The organism is Sphingomonas sp. PP-CC-3A-396, from assembly GCF_004343105.1.
In the GTDB taxonomy this organism is placed as follows: domain Bacteria; phylum Pseudomonadota; class Alphaproteobacteria; order Sphingomonadales; family Sphingomonadaceae; genus Sphingomonas.
In genome coordinates, this window is sequence record NZ_SLYF01000004.1 from 52,398 (window position 1) to 74,849 (window position 22,452).

At 66.7% G+C, this 22,452-nt stretch carries 16 protein-coding genes and 1 riboswitch; of the genes, 2 read left to right on the forward strand and 14 right to left on the reverse strand.

All coding sequences use genetic code 11. The features are described from left to right. Nucleotides 1–106: 106 nt before the first annotated feature. From C8J40_RS08690 to C8J40_RS08705, 4 genes are all read right to left on the reverse strand, one after another. On the reverse strand, nt 107–2,110 hold the full coding sequence (locus C8J40_RS08690) for a glycoside hydrolase family 127 protein (RefSeq protein WP_132896712.1): 2,004 nt from the start codon (nt 2,108–2,110) through the stop codon (nt 107–109). A 99-nt stretch (nt 2,111–2,209) separates the two neighbouring features. Then, on the reverse strand, nt 2,210–2,782 hold the full coding sequence (gene pnuC, locus C8J40_RS08695; RefSeq protein WP_132896713.1) for a nicotinamide riboside transporter PnuC: 573 nt from the start codon (nt 2,780–2,782) through the stop codon (nt 2,210–2,212). Further along, nucleotides 2,779–3,921, reverse strand: coding sequence for a phosphotransferase (locus tag C8J40_RS08700; protein WP_132896714.1), 1,143 nt, complete (start codon nt 3,919–3,921; stop codon nt 2,779–2,781). The genes pnuC and C8J40_RS08700 overlap by 4 nt, the downstream gene beginning before the upstream one ends. Nucleotide 3,922: 1 nt before the next feature. Further along, the gene (locus C8J40_RS08705; protein ID WP_243693289.1) at nt 3,923–6,163 is read right to left on the reverse strand and encodes a TonB-dependent receptor; all 2,241 of its coding nucleotides are present in this window, start codon (nt 6,161–6,163) and stop codon (nt 3,923–3,925) included. A 117-nt stretch (nt 6,164–6,280) separates the two neighbouring features. Further along, nucleotides 6,281–6,390: riboswitch (TPP riboswitch) on the reverse strand. Between the two features lie 278 nt (nt 6,391–6,668). Here C8J40_RS08705 and C8J40_RS08710 point away from each other — a divergent pair. After that, nucleotides 6,669–7,799, forward strand: coding sequence for a histidine-type phosphatase (locus C8J40_RS08710; protein ID WP_165911395.1), 1,131 nt, complete (start codon nt 6,669–6,671; stop codon nt 7,797–7,799). A gap of 217 nt (nt 7,800–8,016) precedes the next feature. On the opposite strand, the gene C8J40_RS08715 is transcribed toward C8J40_RS08710, so the two are convergent. From C8J40_RS08715 to C8J40_RS08730, 4 genes are all read right to left on the reverse strand, one after another. Further along, nucleotides 8,017–8,238, reverse strand: coding sequence for a hypothetical protein (locus C8J40_RS08715; RefSeq protein WP_132896716.1), 222 nt, complete (start codon nt 8,236–8,238; stop codon nt 8,017–8,019). Nucleotides 8,239–8,437: 199 nt separating this feature from the next. Further along, a complete protein-coding gene (secA, locus tag C8J40_RS08720; protein WP_132896717.1) occupies nt 8,438–11,176 on the reverse strand; it encodes a preprotein translocase subunit SecA in 2,739 nt (912 codons plus the stop codon). Between the two features lie 98 nt (nt 11,177–11,274). Next, nucleotides 11,275–11,526: a hypothetical protein gene (locus C8J40_RS08725; protein ID WP_132896718.1), complete on the reverse strand. Its 252-nt coding sequence runs from the start codon at nt 11,524–11,526 to the stop codon at nt 11,275–11,277. Nucleotides 11,527–11,561: 35 nt separating this feature from the next. Then, nucleotides 11,562–12,038 (reverse strand): energy transducer TonB, encoded by a 477-nt coding sequence (locus C8J40_RS08730; protein ID WP_165911396.1) that lies wholly within the window; start codon nt 12,036–12,038, stop codon nt 11,562–11,564. 139 nt (nt 12,039–12,177) lie between these two features. On the opposite strand from C8J40_RS08730, the gene argJ reads away from it, so the two are divergent. Further along, nucleotides 12,178–13,398 carry a bifunctional glutamate N-acetyltransferase/amino-acid acetyltransferase ArgJ gene (argJ, locus tag C8J40_RS08735; protein WP_132896720.1) on the forward strand — a complete coding sequence of 407 codons (1,221 nt, stop codon included), beginning with the start codon at nt 12,178–12,180 and terminating at the stop codon, nt 13,396–13,398. A gap of 108 nt (nt 13,399–13,506) precedes the next feature. On the opposite strand, the gene trxA is transcribed toward argJ, so the two are convergent. The 6 genes from trxA to tsaE all read right to left on the reverse strand — a co-directional run bounded on the left by trxA (nt 13,507) and on the right by tsaE (nt 22,420). Continuing rightward, nucleotides 13,507–13,830 (reverse strand): thioredoxin TrxA, encoded by a 324-nt coding sequence (gene trxA / locus C8J40_RS08740; protein ID WP_055877560.1) that lies wholly within the window; start codon nt 13,828–13,830, stop codon nt 13,507–13,509. 64 nt (nt 13,831–13,894) lie between these two features. Continuing rightward, nucleotides 13,895–17,320, reverse strand: a complete 3,426-nt coding sequence (gene addA, locus C8J40_RS08745; RefSeq protein WP_132896721.1) for a double-strand break repair helicase AddA — start codon at nt 17,318–17,320, stop codon at nt 13,895–13,897. Then, nucleotides 17,310–20,270 (reverse strand): double-strand break repair protein AddB, encoded by a 2,961-nt coding sequence (addB, locus tag C8J40_RS08750; protein WP_132896722.1) that lies wholly within the window; start codon nt 20,268–20,270, stop codon nt 17,310–17,312. The genes addA and addB overlap by 11 nt, the downstream gene beginning before the upstream one ends. Next, nucleotides 20,263–21,018, reverse strand: a complete 756-nt coding sequence (locus tag C8J40_RS08755; protein WP_243643370.1) for a nucleotidyltransferase family protein — start codon at nt 21,016–21,018, stop codon at nt 20,263–20,265. The genes addB and C8J40_RS08755 overlap by 8 nt, the downstream gene beginning before the upstream one ends. After that, a complete protein-coding gene (locus tag C8J40_RS08760) occupies nt 21,015–21,983 on the reverse strand; it encodes a phosphotransferase (RefSeq protein WP_207901192.1) in 969 nt (322 codons plus the stop codon). The genes C8J40_RS08755 and C8J40_RS08760 overlap by 4 nt, the downstream gene beginning before the upstream one ends. After that, nucleotides 21,980–22,420, reverse strand: a complete 441-nt coding sequence (gene tsaE, locus C8J40_RS08765; protein ID WP_132739821.1) for a tRNA (adenosine(37)-N6)-threonylcarbamoyltransferase complex ATPase subunit type 1 TsaE — start codon at nt 22,418–22,420, stop codon at nt 21,980–21,982. The genes C8J40_RS08760 and tsaE overlap by 4 nt, the downstream gene beginning before the upstream one ends. Nucleotides 22,421–22,452: the final 32 nt, after the last annotated feature.

Sequence of the window (22,452 nt, forward strand, 5' to 3'; positions counted from 1 at the left end):
CTGCCACCCCCGGCGCCACTAGGTATCGTCTGCGTCATTTGAGCGAACGTTTCGCGACAGTAACGTTACGTACGGTAATCTTGTTACGCGCCGTGCCGGCATCGGTTCAACCGCTGTCGAAAACTGTGAATCTGGCCTCGGGTCTGGCCGGCGCCGGCTGGACTTGCCAATAGGTTGCGTAGCGCTCGTGGGCGATGCGGTGATACGGGATCAGGCGAACCGGTTGGCCGTCGGCGGAGGGGATCGTGAACTCGAGTGGACGATGGCTAGCGCGGATCGCGTTCGCCAGCGTCGCGGGATCGCCGGCGAGCGTCGGTGGCGTGAACGGCGCTGCATTGTAATCGCCATATTTACGCTCGTTGACGATGATGTCCGCGCCCGGCGCAAGCCCGTCTCGCCCGAACGCACCGGCCAGTACCAGCGGACCGACGGTGAATGCGACGATATCCGGGGCGGCCGGCGAGCGCTCGGCGACCGGATGCATGTCCAGACGCAGTTCCACCGTGTCGTCGTTCCGCCAGACGCGGACGATCTCGAGGTAGCGACCGGGGATGGTGGAGCGCAGCGCCTCGACGCCATTGACCAGGACGACCGCCGCGCGGCTCCAGCCTGGATGACGTAGCTTGAGCGCGACCTCGGTCGGGCGTTTTACCGTCCAGCGGAGGATCGTCGTCGGAGACTCCGGGAACGCGGTCGTCTGCGTCAGCACCGCGTCCCGATCTCTCCACCGGACCGCCGACGGCACGAACAAATTCACGTACAGCGCGCGATCGTCGTGGAAATAGATCGAGTCGCGATATTTGACGTGGTTCTCCATTCCCGTGCCGGTGCAGCACCAGAATGCGGTTTCGGGCGCGTGATACAACTTCATGTAACCGGGCCGCGCACCCTGGAAATACGTCGCCATGCCGCTATCCGGATCCTGCGACGCAAGGATGCCGTTATAGAGCGTGCGCTCATAGTAATCGGCGTAGCCCGCCTGCGGATCTTGCAGGAACAGCGCACGCGTCAGTTTCAGCATATTATGCTGGCAGCACGTCTCCGATCCCTTTGCGGAAAACACGTGTTTGGCGAAATCCGCCACCGGAAAGAAATGCTCGTTGTCGCCGTGCCCACCTGTAGCAAACGACCGGGTCAGCGCTACCGTCTTCCAGAAAAACGCCGCGGCGTCGCGATATTCGGGCTTGCCCGTGATCTCCCAGACGCGGTGAAAGCCGATGACCTTAGGGACCTGCGTGTTGGCGTGCAGTCCGTCGAGATGATCGCGGTGCTGGCTTAGCGGCGTGAGGATCGCCTTATGCGAAAACCGCTCCGCCATCAGGAGATAGTCGGGCGTACCGGTCATCGCGTAAAGGTCGGCGAACACTTCGTTCATGCCGCCATGCTCGGTGTCGAGCATCGTCTCGAACTGCGCCGGGCTCAATGGCCGGCTCGCGACCACGGCCCAATCGGCGAGCCGCACCAGGACGGTACGTGCGGTGTCGCTGTCGGCCAGACACGCGGCGTCGCGCAGCCCCGCATAGACCTTGTGCAGAGCGTACCAGGGCACACCGGTAATCGCTTCGCCGCGCAAATGCGCTGCCACCACGGCGGGACCGTCGGGAAAGGCACAGACCAGCCCTGTGCCCGATGCCACCTGACACGCGCCAAGTTCGCGCGCGATATGGTCGATCCTCGTCTTGAACCGCGCGTCCCCGGTCGATCGATAGGCCAGCGCACACGCCGACAGATAATGGCCGAGCGTATGGCCATGACAATTGATATCCGCCCAAATTGGATCCGACTCCCACCCGCCATAGACCGGGGCCTTGGGCGGCAGCCCGGCATTCACGCGGAAATTGTGCAGCAAGCGGTCGGGCTGGAGCGTCAGCAGATAGGCCAACGTCTTGTGCTGTGCATGCAGGAATGGGCCGTCACCGAGCGTCACGTCAGCCATGTCGAACGGCACGAGCCGCGCTATCGGCAACGGGAGCGTGCTCGCCAACGAGGACGGCCTGGCGGCGTCCAGCACGGACACTTGGCCTGCCGACAATCCCGCCACCAACGCCGCCTTGCCGACGCCGGTCAGGACGTGGCGACGCGCATACCCGGCGTGACATGGGTCGATCATCGCGACATCCTCTCCAGACTATCCTATTTGTCGGAGTAGGTAGAGCATGCACGAGGTCGTCAGGCAACCTCGGCGGCAACCGCTATCAAGTGGGGGCCATCAAGCGGCAGCCGGCCCTATGGTTTCGGCCCGTCGCCATTGCCTGTACCCGATGACGGCAAGCACGATCATCGCTGCATACAGCCCTGCAGTCGGCACCAGCCCTTTGACGAGAAACATTCCGACGTACAAACCGTCCACACCGATCCAGAGCAGCCAGCTCGCGGCGTGGCGGCGCGCGGTCCAATATTGCGCGACCAGGCTGAAACTGCTGAGCGCGGCGTCCATCCACGGCAGCGCGGCGTTGGTATAGCGGCTCGTGAACCACCCGATTGCGACAGCGCCCAGCGCGCCCGCAACGAGACCGGCGAGTGCCTGCGCAGGGCGGAGCGGCGCCACGACGACGTCACCAGCAGCGTCCTTGCCGCGGGTCCAGGCGACCCAGCCGTACAGGATCGCGAGCCCGAACAGCGCTTGCAGAACCATGTCGGCGTAGAGCCGGACGTCGAGGAACAGCTTGAAATACAGCGCGCAGGCGATGAGGTTGACCGGCCAGCACAGCATCCGACGCGTGGCGGTCAGCCAGATACCCGTGGCGCTGACCGCGACCGCGACGATCTCGAACGCGGTCATCGAGAAAGTGCTCCGGCTTCGATCGCGCGGAGGAAGCCCCGGCCCGGAGCGGACTGGAACCACGCGGCGTGACCGATCAGATACTCATCCCACGCCAGTGCAGCGGACGTGGGGTCTTCGACGACCGCGGCGAAATACTCGATCTCCGACAAAGCGAACTCGAGGTGGACGAGCGGCAACAGGCGGACGATCGCCTCGACATCAGCGCGGCCGAGCGGCGCGATCGTGACATAGCCGGCGAGCAGCGCGAGTGCTGCCGCCGGATCGCCGATGTGGTCCGTCCCCTGCCCCAGCTCGAGCCAGCGAACGGCGGTGCGCTCGATCGCGGTCGCGATGTCGTGGACCGCGCAGGTGCGATCGGCGAGTCCGAAGTCGAATACGGTTTCGACACTGCCGTCTTCTGCCCAAAGCAGGTTGGACGGGTGCCAGTCGTTATGCGTCCACAACGGCATTTGGTCGGCAAGCAACGGCGCGAGCCCCTGCCCCAAGCTTTCAAAGAGCTGCCCGAGTTCGCGTCGCCAAGGCTTGACGTTCAAGAACGCGGCCAGCGCGGGGCGAGCCGCAACATAGGCTTCGGCCGCGGCGAGCGGATCGGCGGCGGGCAGGATCGTAAAGCTTGCAACCAACGGCTGACGGCGGCGCGCCGGGGCAGCGAAACCGCGCGCCGCCTCGTGCAGCGTCGCGAGCGCCACCCCTGCCGCATGGGTATGCGCGCGCGCGGCGAACGGCGTCCAGGACAGGCTGTCGCGGTACAGGTCCACACCCGGCGCCGCGCGGTGCAGTTCGTACGACCAGGCGCCGCTCGCCACCGCCGTCGCACCGTCCGCGGTCGCCATCACCTCAGGCACCGATACGCCAGCACCCGCAAGGTGCGCGATGAACGCGTGTTCCTCGGCAAGCCCTTCGACCGTGCGGACGTTGCGATGATGGCGCTTCAACAAGAATGTGCCGGTGGTCGTGTGTACCAGCGTCGCGGCGGAGAACGGCCGCGGGGAATGCCAGTGCAGCCCCGTCATCCGCCCCGCCGCCGGAAAGCCCGCAATCACCGCCCCGGCCTCGTCGGCGGTGATGGCGGGCCAGGTCGGCGCCTCCATCGCGGTGCCCATGCCGTGGACCAGATGCGCAGGCTGCGTCGCCACCTCAGAACGCCCGCGAGATCGTCGCCATGACCGCCGCGCCGCTCCCGACATAATAAGCGGGCGGCGAACCGGCGATGACCGTGCCGTTGCGGCCGATCGTGTCCTGCGCGTTGGTGCTAACCGACTGGACGCCGGCGAGGACGTGCGGATCGGTGACGTTGATCGCGTTGACGCGCAGGTCGGTGCGCTTGCCGTCGAGCCAGTCCGCCAGGTGCATGCCGACCGACAGGTCGAGCGTCGCATAGCCCTTGATCGCTTCGTCGTTCATGAAGCTCGCATATTGCCGGCCGATATATTTCGACGCGACGCTGCCGAAGAACCAGCCGTCATCATAGATCCCGCCTGCGCCGAACTGGACGGTCGGGCTGGAGACCGCATGCTTGCCCCTGGTCGGCAGGAAGTCCGCCCCGACGGGCAGGTCGTCGTCGATCCGCGCGTGCAGATATTCGCCGGAAAGGTACAAGCTGACGCCTGCGACCGGTCGGTAGTCGATCTCCGCATCGACGCCGTACGAGGTCTGGCCGCCGGCGTTGAGGGTGGCATTCACCTGCGCGCCGCCCTGGTCGATCACGGTCGCGAGCTGGCGGTTGCGGAACTTGTAGTGGAAGCCGGTCACCGACGCGGAGAGCTGTTCCCCGATGAAGCGATAACCGATTTCCTGCGAGACCGAATATTCGTTCTTGAGCGCGTTGGTGCCCTGCACGACGACTTCGCCACCGTAATAGCTGTTGTAGAGCGTGAACTCGTTGGGCGTGCGGAAGTTGGTAGTGATGTTGGCGAACAGCTGCTGGCGATCGTCGATCCGGTAGTGGATCGCGGCGCGCGGCAATGCGGCGAAGCTGTCGTTGCGCACCTTGTCCTGCGGGCCGGGGAGGTAATTGCGGCCGTTGCGCAGCACGTTCACGCCCTTGAACCCGGCGTCGATCGTCAGCCGCGGCGTCAGCGCGATGCTGTCGGCGAGGAAGAAGCCCTTTGTTACCGTCACGGTGCGCTGGTTCTCATAGGCCAGCAGGCGGCCGTCAGCGGTGCGGATCGCCTTGGCACGATAGCCCCAGCGGTCGAACGGCTGCCCGTCCGCGTCGATCGACGTGTAGGACTGCGTGACGCGATCGGTGCCGTAGTCGAACCAGAGCCCGGCGGTGAGCGTGTGCATGCCGGACTTGAGCGTCAGCTTGCTGACGTTGCCGACGCGCATCTGGTCACCGGTGTAATTGCCGAGCACCGTCGCCACGCCGTCGACCGCGCCGGGCAATGCGATCGGCTGTGTCAGTTCCTCGGTGCCGAGGAAGTTTCCCTCGGTGGTCAACTGCGTCCCGTAGGGCGAGTTGCCATAGCCGAACTGGAGATAGGTGGTGGTGTCGAGCGCAAGCCGGTCGGTCAGCGCCAGATGCACCGGCGCGGAGGCGTAGAGGTTGCGGAACGGCGCGCGGTACAGGCGCCAATAGTTGGTGTTCCCCGCCGTGTAGCGCTTGTCGTAGTTGAAGCTGCGGCCCTGCGCGTTCCACTCGGCCAGCGTCGGGCTCGGATAGCTCGACGAGTTCGCGTCATTATACGACAGCGCGAGGCTGGCACGGTTGCCGGCACCCCATTCGTTCAGGATTTTCGCGTCGATATGCTGGCGCGTGTCATAGCCGGCACCCCGCCAATTGTCCGCGCGGGTGTTCGAATAGGACAGGAACGCCTTCAGCCCGGTATTGCCGATCGTACCGCTATCGACACGGAAGAACCCCCGCCGCGCCGCGTAGCTGCCGAGCGACAGGTCGACGAGCGCACCGGGACGCGCTTTCGGATCGTCGAGCGCGAGCGACAATAGCCCGCCGGCCCCGCCGAGCGTCGGGGAATCGATATCGACCGACCCTTGCGCGAGCGAGATGCGCCTCAAATTCTCGGGGTCCGCAAACTGCGACGGATAGGCATAATAATAGCCGATGTCGTTTTGCGGCGCGCCTTCCATCAGCACGCCGATCTCGTCCTGGCCGAGACCGCGCAACGTCAGGCTTGAGCTCGTCGACAGGCCGTACGGATCGCTCGACGCGACGTTCGCGCCGGGCAGCAGCGTCACAAGCTGGAACGCGTTGAGCGTCGGCGCCTGCTTGACGATGAAGTCGGCGGAGATCGCGCTCTGCGCGCGCGGCACGCTCTGGTCAGGGAGCAGACCGGCAGGATCCGGTTTGCCGACGACGCGAATCTCGGCCGGTTCGACTGGATCGGGTGCGACTTGCGCCCCGGCCGACGATGCCACGAGGGTCGCCGACAGGGTCAACGCGACCCGCCCCAAAAGCCGGCACTCTCGCCCGGCGGAAGTCACAACAAAACCAGCACTGAAAAACGTCACGTCCACTCCAATCGGAGGGACGACGGGCCAGCCGCAGACCCTCCCTACGCCGGTATAAGCCGGATCAGGTTCAGCGGGTCATGGGCTGCAGCCCACCTCTCAGCCGCGCATAAGCGGCCCCCCGGGGATGTCTGTCGCTTAGGTGGTTGGGCGCGTGTTGGAAAGCGCTATCGCGGTATGCGCCCAGCGGCCGGGGTATGTTCCCATCCGATCGTCATCGGGTGCGGCTCGCCGTATCGGGATCGGCCCTGAAAGAGACGAGGATGGTGTCACGCCGGTGAAAAGGGGTGCGCGTACAGCGCGATCGGCGGCTGCCGTCTCATGTCAAACCAGGACTTCCTCAATGCGTGCTATTCGTCCCTCGTTGTCCAGTTTTTGTACGGCGCTCGCCCTGCTGTCGGCCATACCGACCATGACCCAGGCACACCCGGTTCCCAGCGGCTTGCGCCTCGAACGAGTCGTGATGGTGATGCGGCACGGCGTCCGCGCGCCGCTCTCGGGCGAAGTGCCGGTGACGACGCGCACCGCCCAGCCCTGGCCGAACTGGCCCGTTCCCGAAGGCCAGCTGACACCGCACGGCGCTTCCGCAATCGAGTTGCTCGCGCGCCATGATCGTCGCTGGCTCGCGTCGCTCGCGCTCACGCGGTGTCCAGCCGCAGCTACGGTTCGGATCTGGACCAACACGGCCAGCCGGACGATCGCCAGTGGAGAGGCGTATGCGCAGGGGTTCGCGCCCGATTGTCGATTGACCGTAGGCCACCTTCGCGAAGATCGGACCGATCCGATCTTCGAACCACTGGCCGCCGGCGCGACCGCCTTTAGCCCCAGCCAGGCAATCGCCTCGATCGACCGCTACACCGGTGGAATGGCCGCGCTCGTCGCGCGTCACCGCCCAGCCCTTGCGTTGCTCGACACCGTGCTGGGATGCGGTCATGGCGCATGCAGCCCGGTCGACCCGCCGTCGCTGGTCGCGTCGACCGATCGCCGTGGGATCGAACTATCCGGGCCGATCCGGGCAGTGTCGGGTATCGCGCAGGTCCTCCTGCTGGAAGACTCCGAGGGCATGCCGCGTCGTGCGGTTGGATGGGGACGCGCCGATCCCGCGACGATCGCGCGGCTCGGCGCCCTTCATGCCGCGCTGTTCGACGTGTTCACGCGGTCACCCTATATGGCGGCGCACCAGGCATCGCCGCTCGGCCATCGGATCATCGATACGCTGACCGCCGCTCGCGCGCCGCGTCTCGATGTGATGATCGGCCACGATACCAACGTCACTGCGCTGGCCGCCGCGCTGCACGTCGCTCTCGATGCCCCCGGCTTTGCTCGCAACGACGTCGCTCCGGGCGGTGCGATAGTGATCGAACGGTTGCGCGATCCACGATCCGGCGAACGGTTCGTCCGCCTGTACTACCGTGTACAGTCCCTCGCGGCGATCCGTGCGCTGCGCCCGGAGGTCATCGCGACACCGCTCGCGGTTCCGGGCTGTGCGGCGCCGTGTCGGCTCGACCGTTTCGTCGCGGTGTTAAAGTCACGGATCGCTTAACGTTGCCGTCATCGCGCTGTGTGCATTGGCAAGCACACGGATCCGACCCAGAGCATCAATCGTGCAGCGGGCTGAGACCGGCATGCCACGACGGGCAGGCATAAAGTCAGACGACGCACCGTACCGGTCACCGGACAGTGCGTCGTTATTGATGCGCCATCCAAAACGACTAGGCCATGCTACCTATCGACTTGGACATTTCAGTCATTGGCAGACCTCAGCCATGAGCCCGGGCGCGAGCCTTTTCGGCCCTTGCCTGCTTCGCATAGTGATGATGCGCTACGGCACAACCGACCGCGGCGCCCATCACCGCGTGGCCCTTGCCAACGAAATGGCCACCGACGCCGCCGGCTGCCGCACCGCGAATACAACCTTTGGCCAAGGCTGGCGATGCCGTCATGGCCAGCAACGGAAGTGCGATCAGGGAAATGTAACGCATGCCTCAGGTCCTTGAAGAACAGGGTTAGGACCGGAAATACTCGCGGCAATACGCTGATGTTCCGTGAGATTTCGTTCATGTTCCCATCGCCGCCAAACGCCGATTGCGGTCGGCGGCCGACTATCTTCGCTAACCTTATGACGAGTGATCACAGTTTGCGCGGAGCAGCCAAACTTCCGCGCAAGCCGTGGTCAATCGATCAAACGGCGCCGTGACACTGCTTGTACTTGCGTCCCGACCCGCAGGGGCATGGTGCGTTGCGGCTGACGACGCCTTCCCAGTTCGCCGGATCCTCGCCGATATCCGCTTCCTGCGGCTGAGGGATCTGCAACGGCGGCATCGTCGAGGTGATGTGGCCGCGCGTGCCCGCATCGAAATCGTTCGAGTTGTCCTCGCCCGTGAACGGGTCGAAATGCGTCGTGATGAAGTCCGGCAGCTCGGGCAGCCCGACCGGCGCCTGCATCTGGAACTGCGCGTGCGCGATCGTCTTGGTCACGTCCTCGCGGATCGTCTCGAGCATCCGCTGGAACAGCGAGAACGCCTCCTGCTTATACTCGTTGATCGGCGTCTTCTGCGCATAGGCCCGCAGATGGACGACCTGACGCAGCGCATCGAGCGTCGCGAGATGCTCCTTCCAATGATGGTCGAGATTCTGCAACAGGATCGACTTCTCGACCGACGTCCACGTCTCCGCATCGAGATCCGCCGACTTCTGCGCGATCGCCTCGTCCGCCATCGCGCGGACGCGCTCCTCGATCACCTCGGGGTCGACCGACTCCTCCAGCAGCCAAGCGTCGATCGGCGGCTCCAGGTTCATCACCTCGGCGAGCCGCGTCTTCATCCCCGCGACGTCCCACTGCTCGGGATACGAGTTGGGCGGGCACGCATCGCCGACAATCACATTGACCGTCTCCGCGCGCATGTCGGTCACCACATCGCCGACCGTATCGGCATCCATGATGTCCGCACGCTGCTCGTAGATCACCTTGCGCTGCTCGTTCATCACGTCATCATATTCGACGACCTGCTTGCGGATGTCGTAATTGCGCGCCTCGACCTTCTTCTGCGCGGTCTCGATCGCCTTGCTCAGCCACTTGCTGCCGATCGCCTCGCCGTCCTCGATATTGTTGCGCATCATCTTGGCGAACAACGTGTCCGGCCCGAAGATGCGGAGCAGATCGTCGTCGAGGCTCAGGTAGAAGCGCGACAGGCCCGGATCGCCCTGACGACCCGAACGCCCGCGCAGCTGGTTGTCGATACGCCGGCTCTCGTGCCGCTCGGTACCGAGCACGAACAGACCGCCCGCGGCGAGCACCGCCTGCTTCTCAGCCTCGATCTCGATCGTGATCCGCGCCGCCGCCTCGTCATACTCGGGCGTGCCCTCGACCAGTTCGGGATGCTCGTCGAGCATGCGGAATTCGAGGTTGCCGCCGAGTTTGATGTCGGTGCCGCGGCCCGCCATGTTGGTCGCGATCGTCACCGCCGACTTGCGTCCGGCCTGTGCGACGATGTGCGCCTCCATCTCGTGGAAGCGCGCGTTGAGCACCTTGTGGTCGACGTTCTCGCCGACCAGGAACTCGCTCAGCATCTCCGACTTCTCGATCGACACGGTGCCGACCAGCACCGGCTGGCCGAGGTCGGCGTGATGCTTGATCTTCTTGGCGATCGCCGCGAACTTGTCCTTGGTGTCCTTGTAGAACTCGTCTTCCTCGTCGACGCGCTTCACCTCGACGTTGGTCGGGATGCTGACGACGTTGATCTTGTAGATGTCATAGAATTCGGCCGCCTCGGTCGCCGCGGTGCCGGTCATGCCGCCGATCTTGGGGTACATGCGGAAATAGTTCTGGAACGTGATCGAGGCCATCGTCTGGTTCTCGGGCTCGATCTGGACGCCCTCCTTCGCCTCGACCGCCTGGTGCAGGCCGTCCGACCAGCGCCGGCCGTCCATCATGCGACCGGTGAACTCGTCGATGATGATGACCTTGCCGTCCTTGACGATGTAATCGATGTCCGACTTGAACATCACGATCGCGCGCAGTGCCTGATTGAGGTGATGCACGACCTGCGTGTTCTCGAAGTCGTACAGGTTCTGCCCTTCGAGCAGCCCCGCCGCCTCGAGCATCCGCTCGACCTTCTCGGTGCCGTCCTCGGTCAGGATGATCGTCTTCTGCTTCTCGTCCTTGTCGTAGTCGGCGGGATCGAGCTGCTTCACGACCGCGTCGACCTGCATGTACAGCTCGGACTTGTCGTCGGTCGGGCCGGAGATGATCAGCGGCGTCCGCGCTTCGTCGATCAGCACCGAATCGACCTCGTCGACCACCGCGAAGTTGAACGCGCGCTGCGTCATCGCGCTGCGCTCGTACTTCATGTTGTCGCGCAGATAGTCGAACCCGAACTCGTTGTTCGTGCCGTAGGTGATGTCGGCTGCGTACGCGGCGCGGCGTTCCTCGTCGGACAGGTTGGGGATGATGACGCCGATCGTCATGCCGAGGAAGGTATAGACCTGCCCCATCCACTCCGCGTCGCGCGCCGCGAGGTAATCGTTGACGGTGACGACGTGGACGCCGTCGCCGGGGAGCGCGTTGAGATAGGTCGCGAGCGTGGCGACGAGCGTCTTGCCCTCGCCGGTCCGCATCTCGGCGATCTCGCCACGGTGGAGGACGATGCCGCCGACCATCTGCACGTCGTAGTGACGCTGGCCGAGCACGCGGTGCGCCGCTTCACGGACCGTCGCGAACGCCTCCGGGAGCAAGTCGTCGAGCTTCTCGCCCTCGGCGAGCCGCGCGCGGAACTTGACGGTCTGCGCGGAGAGCTCCTCGTCGGACATCGCCTGGAGCGACGGCTCGAACGAGGCGATCTTGGCGAGGATCGGATTGAGCGACTTGACGTACCGGTCGTTGGACGAACCGAACAAGGATTTGGCGAGGCCACCGAACATGGGCTGATTTCCTGAAATTATGACGCGGCTGCACGCTAAGGGCACGCACGCGGGGAGAGATAGGGCGGCCTGTATGCCGAAAGGTCAGACGCGCGACGCTATTCGCGCCGGCGGTCCGCCCAGATCGGAGCCTTGCTCAAGGCGATGACTCGCAACGCCGCGGAGACGCAAACGTCTTCCAACGACGCCAGAACCGCAGCAGGTCGTATAGCAACCTTGACCGGCGCTGCCGCCACCGACTGCGAGCAAACGCTACCCTGCGCAACCGCCTGTGCCGACTGGCCACGCACGCCCGGCACCGCGCCGGTCAGCGCGGACAGGAGGGCGGAAAGGAGCAGCAGCAGGTTCATGCAGCACCGGCTGTATGCGAGCCGGCGCGATAAATCTACCGTTCGTCTCGTGGCAGCGCCCATCGAACGCGGGGAAGCTCGAAGCGCGAGACGATCGCTGCGCCACGTGCATCGCGCGCCGGCCTGAAGCGACCGTGACGGACCGCCGCGCGGCACGTACCGCGATCAAGCCTCCTGATACCGCTTCCGGCGAGGATCTCACAGGCCTCGACGCGGCCATCGATGCCGACGAGTAACGCGACCCGGACCGCACCCTCCTGCTCGGCCCGGATTGCAGCCGGGGGATAGTCATCGGGACCGAACCATTCCGCATAGCTGCCGATCGGGCGCGCCCGGGTGACGGCAACGGGAAGATCACGGGGGAGAATCGTCGGGTACGGGGACCGCCAGGAGCGATAACCGTCCTTGGCGGCGAGCAGGATGCAGGCGGCAAAGGCCAGGCTGCACGCCGCGATCAGCGCAAGGACCGCAACCATCACGGTCGGGCTACTGCCATCGAACCGGGCGCCCAAGTGGCTGGGATATGGTTCGCTTACGTTTGCGTCCGTCATCGTAGAGCCCCCTCGCGCCATCTTGGACACCGGCGGACCGATGACGGTCAAGCGCGATCGGCGATCTTGCCGCCCGGATTGCAGCGACTATGAAGGCGGAATGCAGACCTCGCCGCTCGCCTTGCCCTTCCCCGCCGCCCCTTCGATCGACGGAGTCACACTGCATGTCGCGCGGGCTGCGTACAAGAATTGGAATCGGTGCGACCTGACGTTCGTGACGCTGGAACCGGGGACCGTGGTCGCCGGTGTGCTGACGCAGAGCAAGTGTCCCTCGCCCGAGGTGGAGTGGTGCCGTGCGGCGCTGACACTCGGGCAGGCTCGGGCGCTGGTCGTGAATGCCGGCAATTCGAACGCCTTCACCGGGTCGCGCGGGCGTGCGGCAGTCGAGGCGATCGCGGCGCGGACCGCGGCGCATCTAGGCTGCCAGCCTTCGGACGTGTTCGTGTCCTCGACCGGCGTGATCGGCGTGCCGTTGCCAATCGACAAGGCCGAAGCGGGCCTCGACGCCGCCTTTGCTGCCGAGCCGTGCAGCTGGGAGGATGCCGCCGCGACGATCATGACGACCGATACGTTCACCAAGGGCGCGGTGACGACAGCAGTCATCGGCGACCGCACTGTCTCGCTGGTCGGGATCATCAAGGGTTCGGGGATGATCGCGCCGGACATGGCGACGATGCTGGGGTTCATCTTCACCGACGCCGCGGTCGAGCCCGAGTTCCTCCAAGCCGCGCTGTCAAAGGCGAACGCACCGAGCTTCTCGTGCATCACCGTCGACAGCGATACATCGACTAGCGACACGGTGCTGGCGTTCGCGACCGGCAAGGCTGGCAACGTCCCGCTGGCGGATGATGACAGCGTGGGGGCCGACGCCTTCCGCGCTGCACTGGCTGACCTATGCCATCAACTCGCCATGCTTGTGGTCCGCGACGGCGAAGGTGCGCAAAAGCTGATCGAAATCCAGGTGACCGGCGCGGAGAGCGACCGCAGCGCGCACCGCATCGCCATGAGCATCGCCGACTCGCCGCTGGTGAAAACCGCGATCGCCGGCGAGGACGCGAACTGGGGCCGGGTCGTCATGGCGGTCGGCAAGGCCGGCGAACCCGCCGACCGCGATACGCTCTCGATTCGGTTCGGGAATACACAGGTTGCCGAGGGCGGCTTGGCGCTGAGCGGTTACGACGAGGCGCCAGTGGCGGCGCATCTCAAGGGCCAGGAAATAGAAATCGGCGTCGACCTCGCACTAGGCGAAGGGCGGGCCACTGTATGGACCTGCGACCTCACGCATGGCTACCTCTCGATCAACGCCGACTATCGGAGCTAACCCCCTATTGCCGTCACCCCAGCGAAAGCTGGGGTATCCCGGTTGGTAAGCGGGGTGGCTCGAACCGGGAGATCCCAGCTTTCGCTGGGATGACGGAGGGAGTTTGGCTTAGGCCAGTTCGCCTTCGAGCCACGCCTTAAGCCGGCCCTTGGGCTCCGCGCCGACCTTGGTCGCTGCCGGTGCGCCGCCCTTGAACAGGATCATCGTCGGGATGCCGCGGACGCCGTACTTGCCGGGCGCGTCGGGGTTCTCGTCGATGTTGAGCTTGGCGATCGTCACCTTCTCGCCGAGTTCTTCCGAGATTTCCTCGAGCGACGGCCCGATCATCTTGCACGGGCCGCACCATTCCGCCCAGAAATCGACGAGCACGGGGCCGTCGGCGTTCAGTACGTCCGCATCGAAGCTGGCATCGGTGATCTGCTTGGTCGCCATCGTGAATTCTCCTTGGTTGTACGCAATCTAGGGTCGCTCGCGTGTGCGCTCAACCACCGGGGCGCTAGCTTTGCTCCGTGGGCCGATAGTGCGGCTTGTTTGCGGCCAGCGTCTCGTCGTTCAGCACGATCAACCGCGGTCCTGCGGTGTACAGCAAGGCCGCCTCGACCGACCGATCCGGAAAGATCACGCTCAAGGCTTCGGCATAGGCTGCCATCTGCTTCAGATGATATTCCGGCACGTCGTCGAGCCCGCGTGGCGCGCGTCGACCGGTCTTGAAGTCGACGACGCGGATACGATTTGCCTCGATCAGCAGGCGATCGACCGTCCCCGACACGACCATGCCGTTCGCGAGGGTCGCGGCGATCGGCGCTTCGGCCAACGTATCCGCGCTGAAAAGCTTGGCAAAGCGCGGATCGTCGAGCACGGCGACCACGCTCTGCACGATTTCGGCCCGTGCTGCGGGATCGTCGACGCCGCCTGCTTTCGCCAGCCAGCGATCCGCTGCCGTCGCGCGGTCGGCGGCAGCAACCGCCGGCAGACGCTCGAACAGCGCATGGATCAACCGGCCCCGCTCCGCTGCGACGCGCATCGCTGGCGTCGGCGGTGGATCGGACACCGCGTCGTCGCCCAATGCCGACGGTGACAGCGGACGAGGCGGTCGTGCTTCTTGCGGTGCAGGTTGATGCGCCCAGGCCGGCAGCTGCGCGTTAGCCGCAATCTCGACAGAAGCCGAAGTCTTGGCGATCACCGCAGGCTGAGGCTCGACCCCGGCAAACGTCCGCGCGCCCTCGCCCACCGGGACATCAAGCGCCGTCAGTGCGCGATCGGCAGCAGCATACCAGCTATTCTCTGGCGGCACGCCCTGCGAGCGTGTCCCAAGCTTACCGGCGATCACCAACCGCTCTTCGGCGCGCGTGGCGGCTACGTAGAATAGCCGCCAATGCTCCTCCAGTTCGCGCTGCTCGGCGGCCGACACGACGGCATCCAGCGGTCCGCCACGCTCGCTCGACCGTGGCCGGAACACCGGGATCGGCGCGGCCCCGGGCTCCGGCGCCCATTTCAGGATCGAGCGCGGTGCGGCTGAAGGATCGGCGGTCGCGTCCGCGAGGATCACCAGCGGCGCCTGCAACCCCTTCGCGCCGTGTGCGGTCATCACCCGGACCGCATCGAGCGGCGCAGACGGATCGCGGACGATCTCGACATCGCCGCGATCGAACCAGTCGAGGAAGCGCTGCAACGACGGCGTCGTCGTACTCTCGAAGGTCAGCGCGGCGTTGAGTAGTTCCTCGATCGGATCGCGTGCCTCGGTGCCCAGCCGACGGATCAGCTTGCGGCGACCGTCGAGCGGGCCCGACAGCAGTTCCTCCAGGAACTGGTAGGGCGTCGCGATGTCGGCGCGCGCCAACATCGCCAGCAACGGGGCGAGCCGCGTCGCGGGTTGCGTGCGTTGAAGGTGACGCCACAACGGCCCGGTCTCACGCGGTGCCGCTGCCATCAATTCGTCCTGCGTCCAGCCGATCAGTGGCGACACCAGAAGCGCCGCAACACTGAGGTCGTCCTCGGGCTGCAACACGAAACGGATCGTCGCCAGCAGATCCTGCACCGCGAGCGGCGCGTTCAGCCTCAAGCGATCGACGCCCGCCACCGGCACGCCCTCGGCATAGAGCCGCGCGACGATCAGTGAGGCGAGGTCGCCGCGTCGCTTGACGAGGATCATCACGTCCTCGGGCCGCAACCGCCGCCCCTTGCTCTCCAGCATGAGCCCGGTGTCGGGCGCGAGCCAGCCCTTCACCGCACGCGCGATATCGCTGGCGAGTTTGCGCACTGCGTCGTCGACCCAGCCTTCTTCGTCGTCCTCGCTGCCGCCTGCCGATACCGGCGGCCAGAGCGTGACGGTGCCGGGGCCTGCGACCTCGCTGGCGTGCTGTTCGACTTCGCCCGCGATTCCGAGCCCCGGCTCGCCGATCGCATCGATCGCCGCATCGACGAACTCCAGCACGGTCCTCGTCGATCGGAACGAGTGGCGGAGCGACAGTCGTGCCAAGGGGAGCCCACGTTCCTCCTCGGGCCAGTCGTCATCGCCTTCCGCCTCGCTCGCGCGGCCGCCGAAATACTGCTCGGCGGCCTGAAAATTGAGCGGATCGGTCCCCTGGAACCCGAAGATCGCCTGTTTGTAATCGCCGACCGTGAACAGCGTGCGCGTCGACGGCGCATAGATGCCGCGGCCGACGAAGAACTCGTCCGCCAGCGCGCGCACGATCCGCCACTGGTGGCCGTTGGTGTCCTGCGCCTCGTCGATGAGCAGATGCTCGGTCGCCTGGTCGAGCTTGTAGCGGACCCATTCGCCGATCCCCGGCTGGTCGAGCAGCGCGACCGTCGTCGCGATCAGGTCGTCGAAGTCGACCGCCCCCGCGCGCCGCTTGGCCAGCGCATAGCCTCGCGCATAGTCGCGCCCGACTTCCAGCCCGTCGGCGAGCAGGTCGCAGTATGTCGCGCGCTGGACCATCGACAGGACGTCGGTGCAGGCCTCGCCTAAGTCGCGCGCGAGCACCTCGTAGTCGGGCTCGGCATCGATCAGTTTCTTCGAGGCTTTGCGCTGGGTGCCCGTGCCGGTCAGCACGACGCTGGCGAGCTCGTCCAACGACGCCGCGCGATCCTCGGAGTCGAGCCAGCGCTGCACGGTCGCCGCTGCGGCCTGCCCGGTGGCCGTCCCCCAGGCGCGATTGGCCGCGGCGATGCGCGCGATCGCATCGAGGTCGAGCGCGTCGCACCGCTCTTCGATCGCCTCGTCGATATCGCCAGAGGGCAGGCCGAGTTCACGTCGCAGCCACGGCTGGATGCCGACTGGGAGGGCCTCCAACGCGGGCAGCGCTCGGGCGCAGGCGAGCAGGAACGCCTCAGCCCCGCCCTCGCCCATCCGCAGCGACAGCCGACCGACGATCTCGACCGGACGTTCGCGGCCCTCGCGCTCGGCATCCGATAGCATCGACGCCAGCGCTTCGCGGGCGAGGCCGGCTTCTTCACGCGCTTCCAACGGTCGGAAGCCTGGCGTTAAGCCGGCCTCGACGGGGAACGCGGCCAACAAGCCTTGGCAGAAGCCGTGGATGGTCTGGATGCGCAGGCCCCCGCCCGGCGCATCGAGCACCTTAGCGAACAGGGTGCGCGCGCGGTCCTGCAGCGTCTGGACCGGGCTCTCGCCGAGCGCGATCAGGTCCGCGGCGAGCGCTGGGGCGGGCATCCGCACCCATGCGGCGAGGCGCCCGTTGATCCGCTGTGCCATCTCGGCGGCGCCCGCCTTGGTGAAGGTGAGGCATAGGATCGCGCCGGGATCTACGCCGCGCAACAACAGCCGGAACACGCGGGCGGCCAGCACTTGCGTCTTGCCGGTGCCCGCCGAGGCGGACAGCCAGACGTGCGAGGCGGGGTTGCTCGCATCGGCCTGCGCGCCCCTCAGCCGGGGGAGCGTGGCGAGCGCATCACCGCTCACGGCCGTACCATTCGTCGCGTCGCATCAGCTGATCATACTCGGCATAGGGGGCGTATTCGGGCACGAGTTTCGCGGTGAAGGCGGCGCTGCCGGTCAGCCATTCGCCGACCACCTCGCTGAAGTTGTGCGCTGCGATCGCGGTGAACTCGGCGGTCGGGATCTTGTCGCGCTTGCCCTCGGGATCGACCGGGCTCTCGATATAGCCGAACGCGTCGCGCTTCTTGCCGAGCGACCAATATTCGAACGCCCCCGCGATGCCGGAGACGTCGGGGAACCCACCGCGCTCGGCAATCAGTCCGAGGAGCCCGAGTTGCAGGCTGTAGCCGGCGCGGACGGCGGTCGGCGAAGGGGGCTTGCCGGTCTTGTAGTCGATCACCGCGAGGCGCCCGTCGGGGAGCTTGTCGATCCGGTCGTAGCGCCCCGACAAGGTCACCCCGGCGATCTCGATCTTGCCCTTGCCCTCGGCGCTGGCGACCGTGCGGCCGTCCTCGCCTTGCGCGACGATAGCGCCCGCGATCCAATCGATCGCCTCGAGCAGGCGCGGCTGCCAGAGTGCGCGCATCATCGGATGCGTGCGCTCGTCGTCGAGCATCGCCTTTGCGCGCTGCCGGAGCGTGTCGACGGTGCAGTTGTCCTGCTTCCACCATTGCTCGAGGATGTCGTGCACCGCGGTCCCGCGCCACGCGGCGCTCGGATCGGCGTCGACGGGGTCGAGCGGCATCAGCCCGAGCACGCGGCGTGCGTAGAAGGCGTAGGGGTCGGCCTTGAGGCGATCGACCTCGGTGACGGAAATCGCCTTCGGACGCAGCAGCGCGGGCGGCGAAGGCGCGGGACGGTCGGCGGGGAGATGCTCGCCCGGATCGTCTAGCGCTCGCGTCCAGCCTTCCAGTGCCGAAGCCCGCTCGAACCGATCGCCTGCGAGCGCCTGCAACCGCAGCCAGAGCCGCGACGCAAGCGCGGGTGACTTCGCGTCCCGCCGTGCTCGCGTGACCACTGCTCGCGGCGCCCCCAAAGCTTGCGCAAAATCATGCGCCGCGGTGCCGACCCGCCGCTCCAGCCCCGGCAGGCCAAGCTCCATCCGGATGCGCGGCGCCAGCCAAGGATCAGGCGCAGGCCGCCCCGGCCACACGCCTTCGTTCAGCCCGCCGAGCACCATGACGTCGGCCGTCTGCAACCGCGCCTCGATCAGGCCATAGATCGCGAGCCGCGGGTGGCCGCCCGGTGCCGGCCGTACCGCGACCTCGTCGAGCAGCGTTCGCAACAACTGCGGCAGTTCGCGCGGATCGATCCGCGGCGGTCCGGCTGGGGCTTCGGCTTCCAAATCCGCTAGGAACTCGGCTGCGGCACGCCCTGCGAGGCCCGACCAGAGATTGTCGCCGCACAACGTCTGCGCCGTCTCGCGCAGGCAGGCGAGCACCGACGCCAGAGGCTGCGGTCCCTGATCGAACGCGTTCGCCAGCGGCGTCAGCAGCGGCTGGACGTCGGTCCACCATGTTGCCGCCGTGCCTTTGCGCTCCTCCAGATGTCCGGCGATCCCGTCGAGCCCCGCCGCCGGCCTTGGCCCGCGCAACCGTCGGTCGAGCGCGCGTGCGCCGTCGAGCCATAGCAGGCGATCCTCGCCGGCGCGGACCAGCGGATGTTTCAGCAACGCCAGCAACGCGAGCGGCGAGAAGCGTTGCGCTGCCGCCTCGGCCAACGCGAGCAGCAGCGTACCCGGTGGCAGGATCGACAACGGTCGCCCCGCGCTGTCGTCGATGCCGATATTCCAGCGCCCGAGATGCGCTGCCACTCGCCGTGCCAAGGCACGATCCGGCGTGACGAGCGCGGCGGTCCGCTCGGGTACCTCCAACGCCTCGCGCAGGACGAGCGCGATCGCCTGCGCCTCCTCCGCTGGGGTCGCGAGTTCGGCGGCGGTCACGCCCTTCAAACGGCGATCCTCCGCCGCGATCTGCGTCCATTTTCCGGTGAAGTCCGCGGGCGCCAGCGCGTTGGCGATCGCTCGGCCACGCGCGGGGTCGGCATCGTGCCCGCCACCTTCGCGCCATGTCTGCACCTCGCCGCGCGCGACGCCCATGCGAAGGAGCATTAGCTTGGCATCGAACTGCGGATGCGTCTCGATCGAGCGCCGCGTGAGCCCAGTCACCGGGTTCGGATCGTGCGGGCCGAGCGCGTCCCATTCCTCGTCCGGCAGCGCCAGGTCGAGGCCGGCGAACACTACCATGCCCTGCGGCATGTCGGCGATGCAGCGGAGCAGGCGCGCGACCGCTGGCGCGGAATCGGTCACGCCCGCCGCGCAGACGATCCCGGCAGGCGATGCACTTCGCCAGCGCTGGGCGAGCCGGTCGAGCAACGCCGAGCGCCGCGTCGCTGCGTCGATCCGCTCTAGCCGCGCGAGTTCGCCCGGCCAGCGTTGCAGGACGATCTCGAACGTCGCCAGCGCGCGCCGCCAATGCTCGGTGAGTTCGGGGCCGAGCTCGATATCGCGCAACTTGGTTGGCGGCACCTCCTCGACCAGCAGCTGATCGAGCGTCCGCGCAAGTTCGCCGGCAAGCCGTACCGCCTCGGCCGCGTCGACGGGATGGCCTTCCCGCGCCCGCTCTTCCGACACCAGTCGCGCCAAGATCATGCGCCGCTGATATGGCGGCACCGCAGGCAGCGGTGGATCGACATCGTCCGCGGGATCGAGCGCAGCACCGACCGACTCGCCCATCTCCGGATCGCCCAGCGCCACCAGCCGCGGCAACACGAGCCCGCCGCCGCTCGCGCGCACGAACGCTTCGGTCACCGCCTTCACCGCTCGGTTGTTCGGCAACACGACCAGCGCGCGCGCTAGCGCCAGCGGATCCCGTCCCGCCTGCCGCATCAGCCCGGCGACCAGCGCATCCGCAAACGCCCGGTGCGCGGGGATCGTGTAGAGTGTCGGACGACCCGCCGTGGCGACATCAGCCATCCGCGAGGATCGCCTCGGTCCTGGGTATCGCGGCGGGGGTCCCGACGTCGAACCACAGCCCCTGGTGGACCTGACCGTAAGCGCGGCCCGCCTCGATCGCGCGATCCCAGAAGATGTTGGTCGAGAACGGCCCCTCCGGCCAGTCCGCGATCAGCCGCGGGTGGAGAATCTGGATACCGGTATAGGCGAAAGGCGCGAGCCGGCCGGACTTGCGCCGCCCGCTGATCCGGCCATCGGCGGCGAGGTAGAAATCGCCCGGTCCGCGGTGATTATGCGCACGCGCGAGCGGTACCATCAGCAGCAGCGCGTCCATCTTCGCATCATCCCAGCGTGACGCGAGCAGCTTGATCGCGTCGACTGGTCCGTCGATCCACAGATTGTCGCTGTTCACCACCAACACCGGCGCATCACCAAGCAAGCCACGCGCCTGGACGAGGCCACCACCCGTCTCCATCAGCATTTTTCGCTCGTCCGAGATCACGACATCGATCCCCGCGAACCGATCGGTGACGTGCGCCTCCAGCGTGTCCGCGAGATAATGTACGTTGACGACCGCGCGCTTGATCCCGGCGGCCTGCAACCGCTCGAAGACGTGGTCGATCAACGGCTTGCCGGCGACCTGCACCAGCGGCTTGGGGCGCGTCGCGGTCAGCGGGCGCATCCGCTTGCCCAAGCCCGCGGCCATCACCATCGCCGTCTCGGGCACGATCCCGCGCGGGACAGGGCGGATCGTCTGCTGGCGGCTCACGCGCTCAGGACCAGCGGATCGCCGCGCAACGCCGCCGGTACATTGGCCTCGAACCATGCCGCGACCGGCGCCATCACCGGTTGCGCCAGGTCGCGCTCCAGATACGCCCAGACACGCGGACACATCGTCGCGTAGTGCGGCTTGCCGTCGCGCTTCCATAGCCGCGTGAAGATGCCGAGGATCTTCGCGTTCCGCTGCGCGCCGAGCACGTGATACGCGTTCATGAACTCTTCCCCCGCGTCCGCCGCCGCGCGATAGCGCGCCAGCATCGCCGCCTCGACTGCCGGATCGACCGTCCGCCGCGCATCCTGCAACAGCGACACGAGGTCATAGGCCGGATGCCCCGCCAGCGCGTCCTGAAAATCAAGCAGGCCGAGCGATCGCTCGGGCCCAACCAGCATCAAATTCTCGGCGTGATAGTCGCGGAGTACCGTGACCGGCGTTTCGGCGATGGCGTGGTCGAACACCGTCTCCCAGGCTGCGTCCCAGCCCGCCAGATCGGGCTCGATCCCGACCGCCGGGCAATACCATTCGACGAACAGCCCTGCCTCACGCTTCAGCACCGCGCGATCATAGGGAGGTACCGGTCCCGCCGGCTCGGCGCGCAACCGCACCAGCAGATCGATTGCCGGCGCATAGAGCGACAGTTCCTCGTCCGGCGCGGCATCGACGGTCTCGCGCAAACGGATATCGCCAAAATCCTCGATCAACACGAGCCCTTGGTCGAGATCGCACGCCAAGATCGCTGGCGCCGCGAAGTCGCGCTCGGCCAGCCATTCCGCGATGGCAATGAACGGCCGCGGGTCTTCATGAGGGGGCGGCGCGTCCATTAAAATCGCCTGACGCCCAACCTCGACCGCGCGGAAATAGCGCCGGAACGACGCGTCGCCGGCGACCGGGAGGATCTGCGCCTCACCCCAGCCATGAGCGTCGAGAAAAGCGGCGGCGCCGCGCGGCGGGGTCATGTCGGCCATCGCGACCTCCAAGCTTCCGGGACTCCTACTGTCAAGCCGCGCGTGCCGTCCGGCTCAATCGTCAGGCTCAAGCGAAGCGCATCGGGCCAGTAATCAGGACCGGCACGCTCGGGCCATTCGACCAGCAACAGCGAATCATAGCGCGCGTCGTCAAGAGCCAGTTCCTCGATCTCGGCGGGGTCGTCGATCCGGTAGAGGTCGACATGGAGGACGGGGAAGCGGACTTCGGGCGGCTCGTAGGGCTGGACGATCGCGAAGCTGGGCGATGGCGCCTCGCCAGCGAGGCCGAGTGCTGCGAGCAGTCCTCGCGCGACGCTGGTCTTGCCGGCGCCAAGTGTGCCTTCGAGGGTGATCACATCGCCGGGGCGGACACGTCCTGCGAGCATCGCTCCGAATGCCTCGGTCGCTTGCGGATCGAGGAGTCTCACCACCCTCCGTCACCCCGGACCTGTTCCGGGGT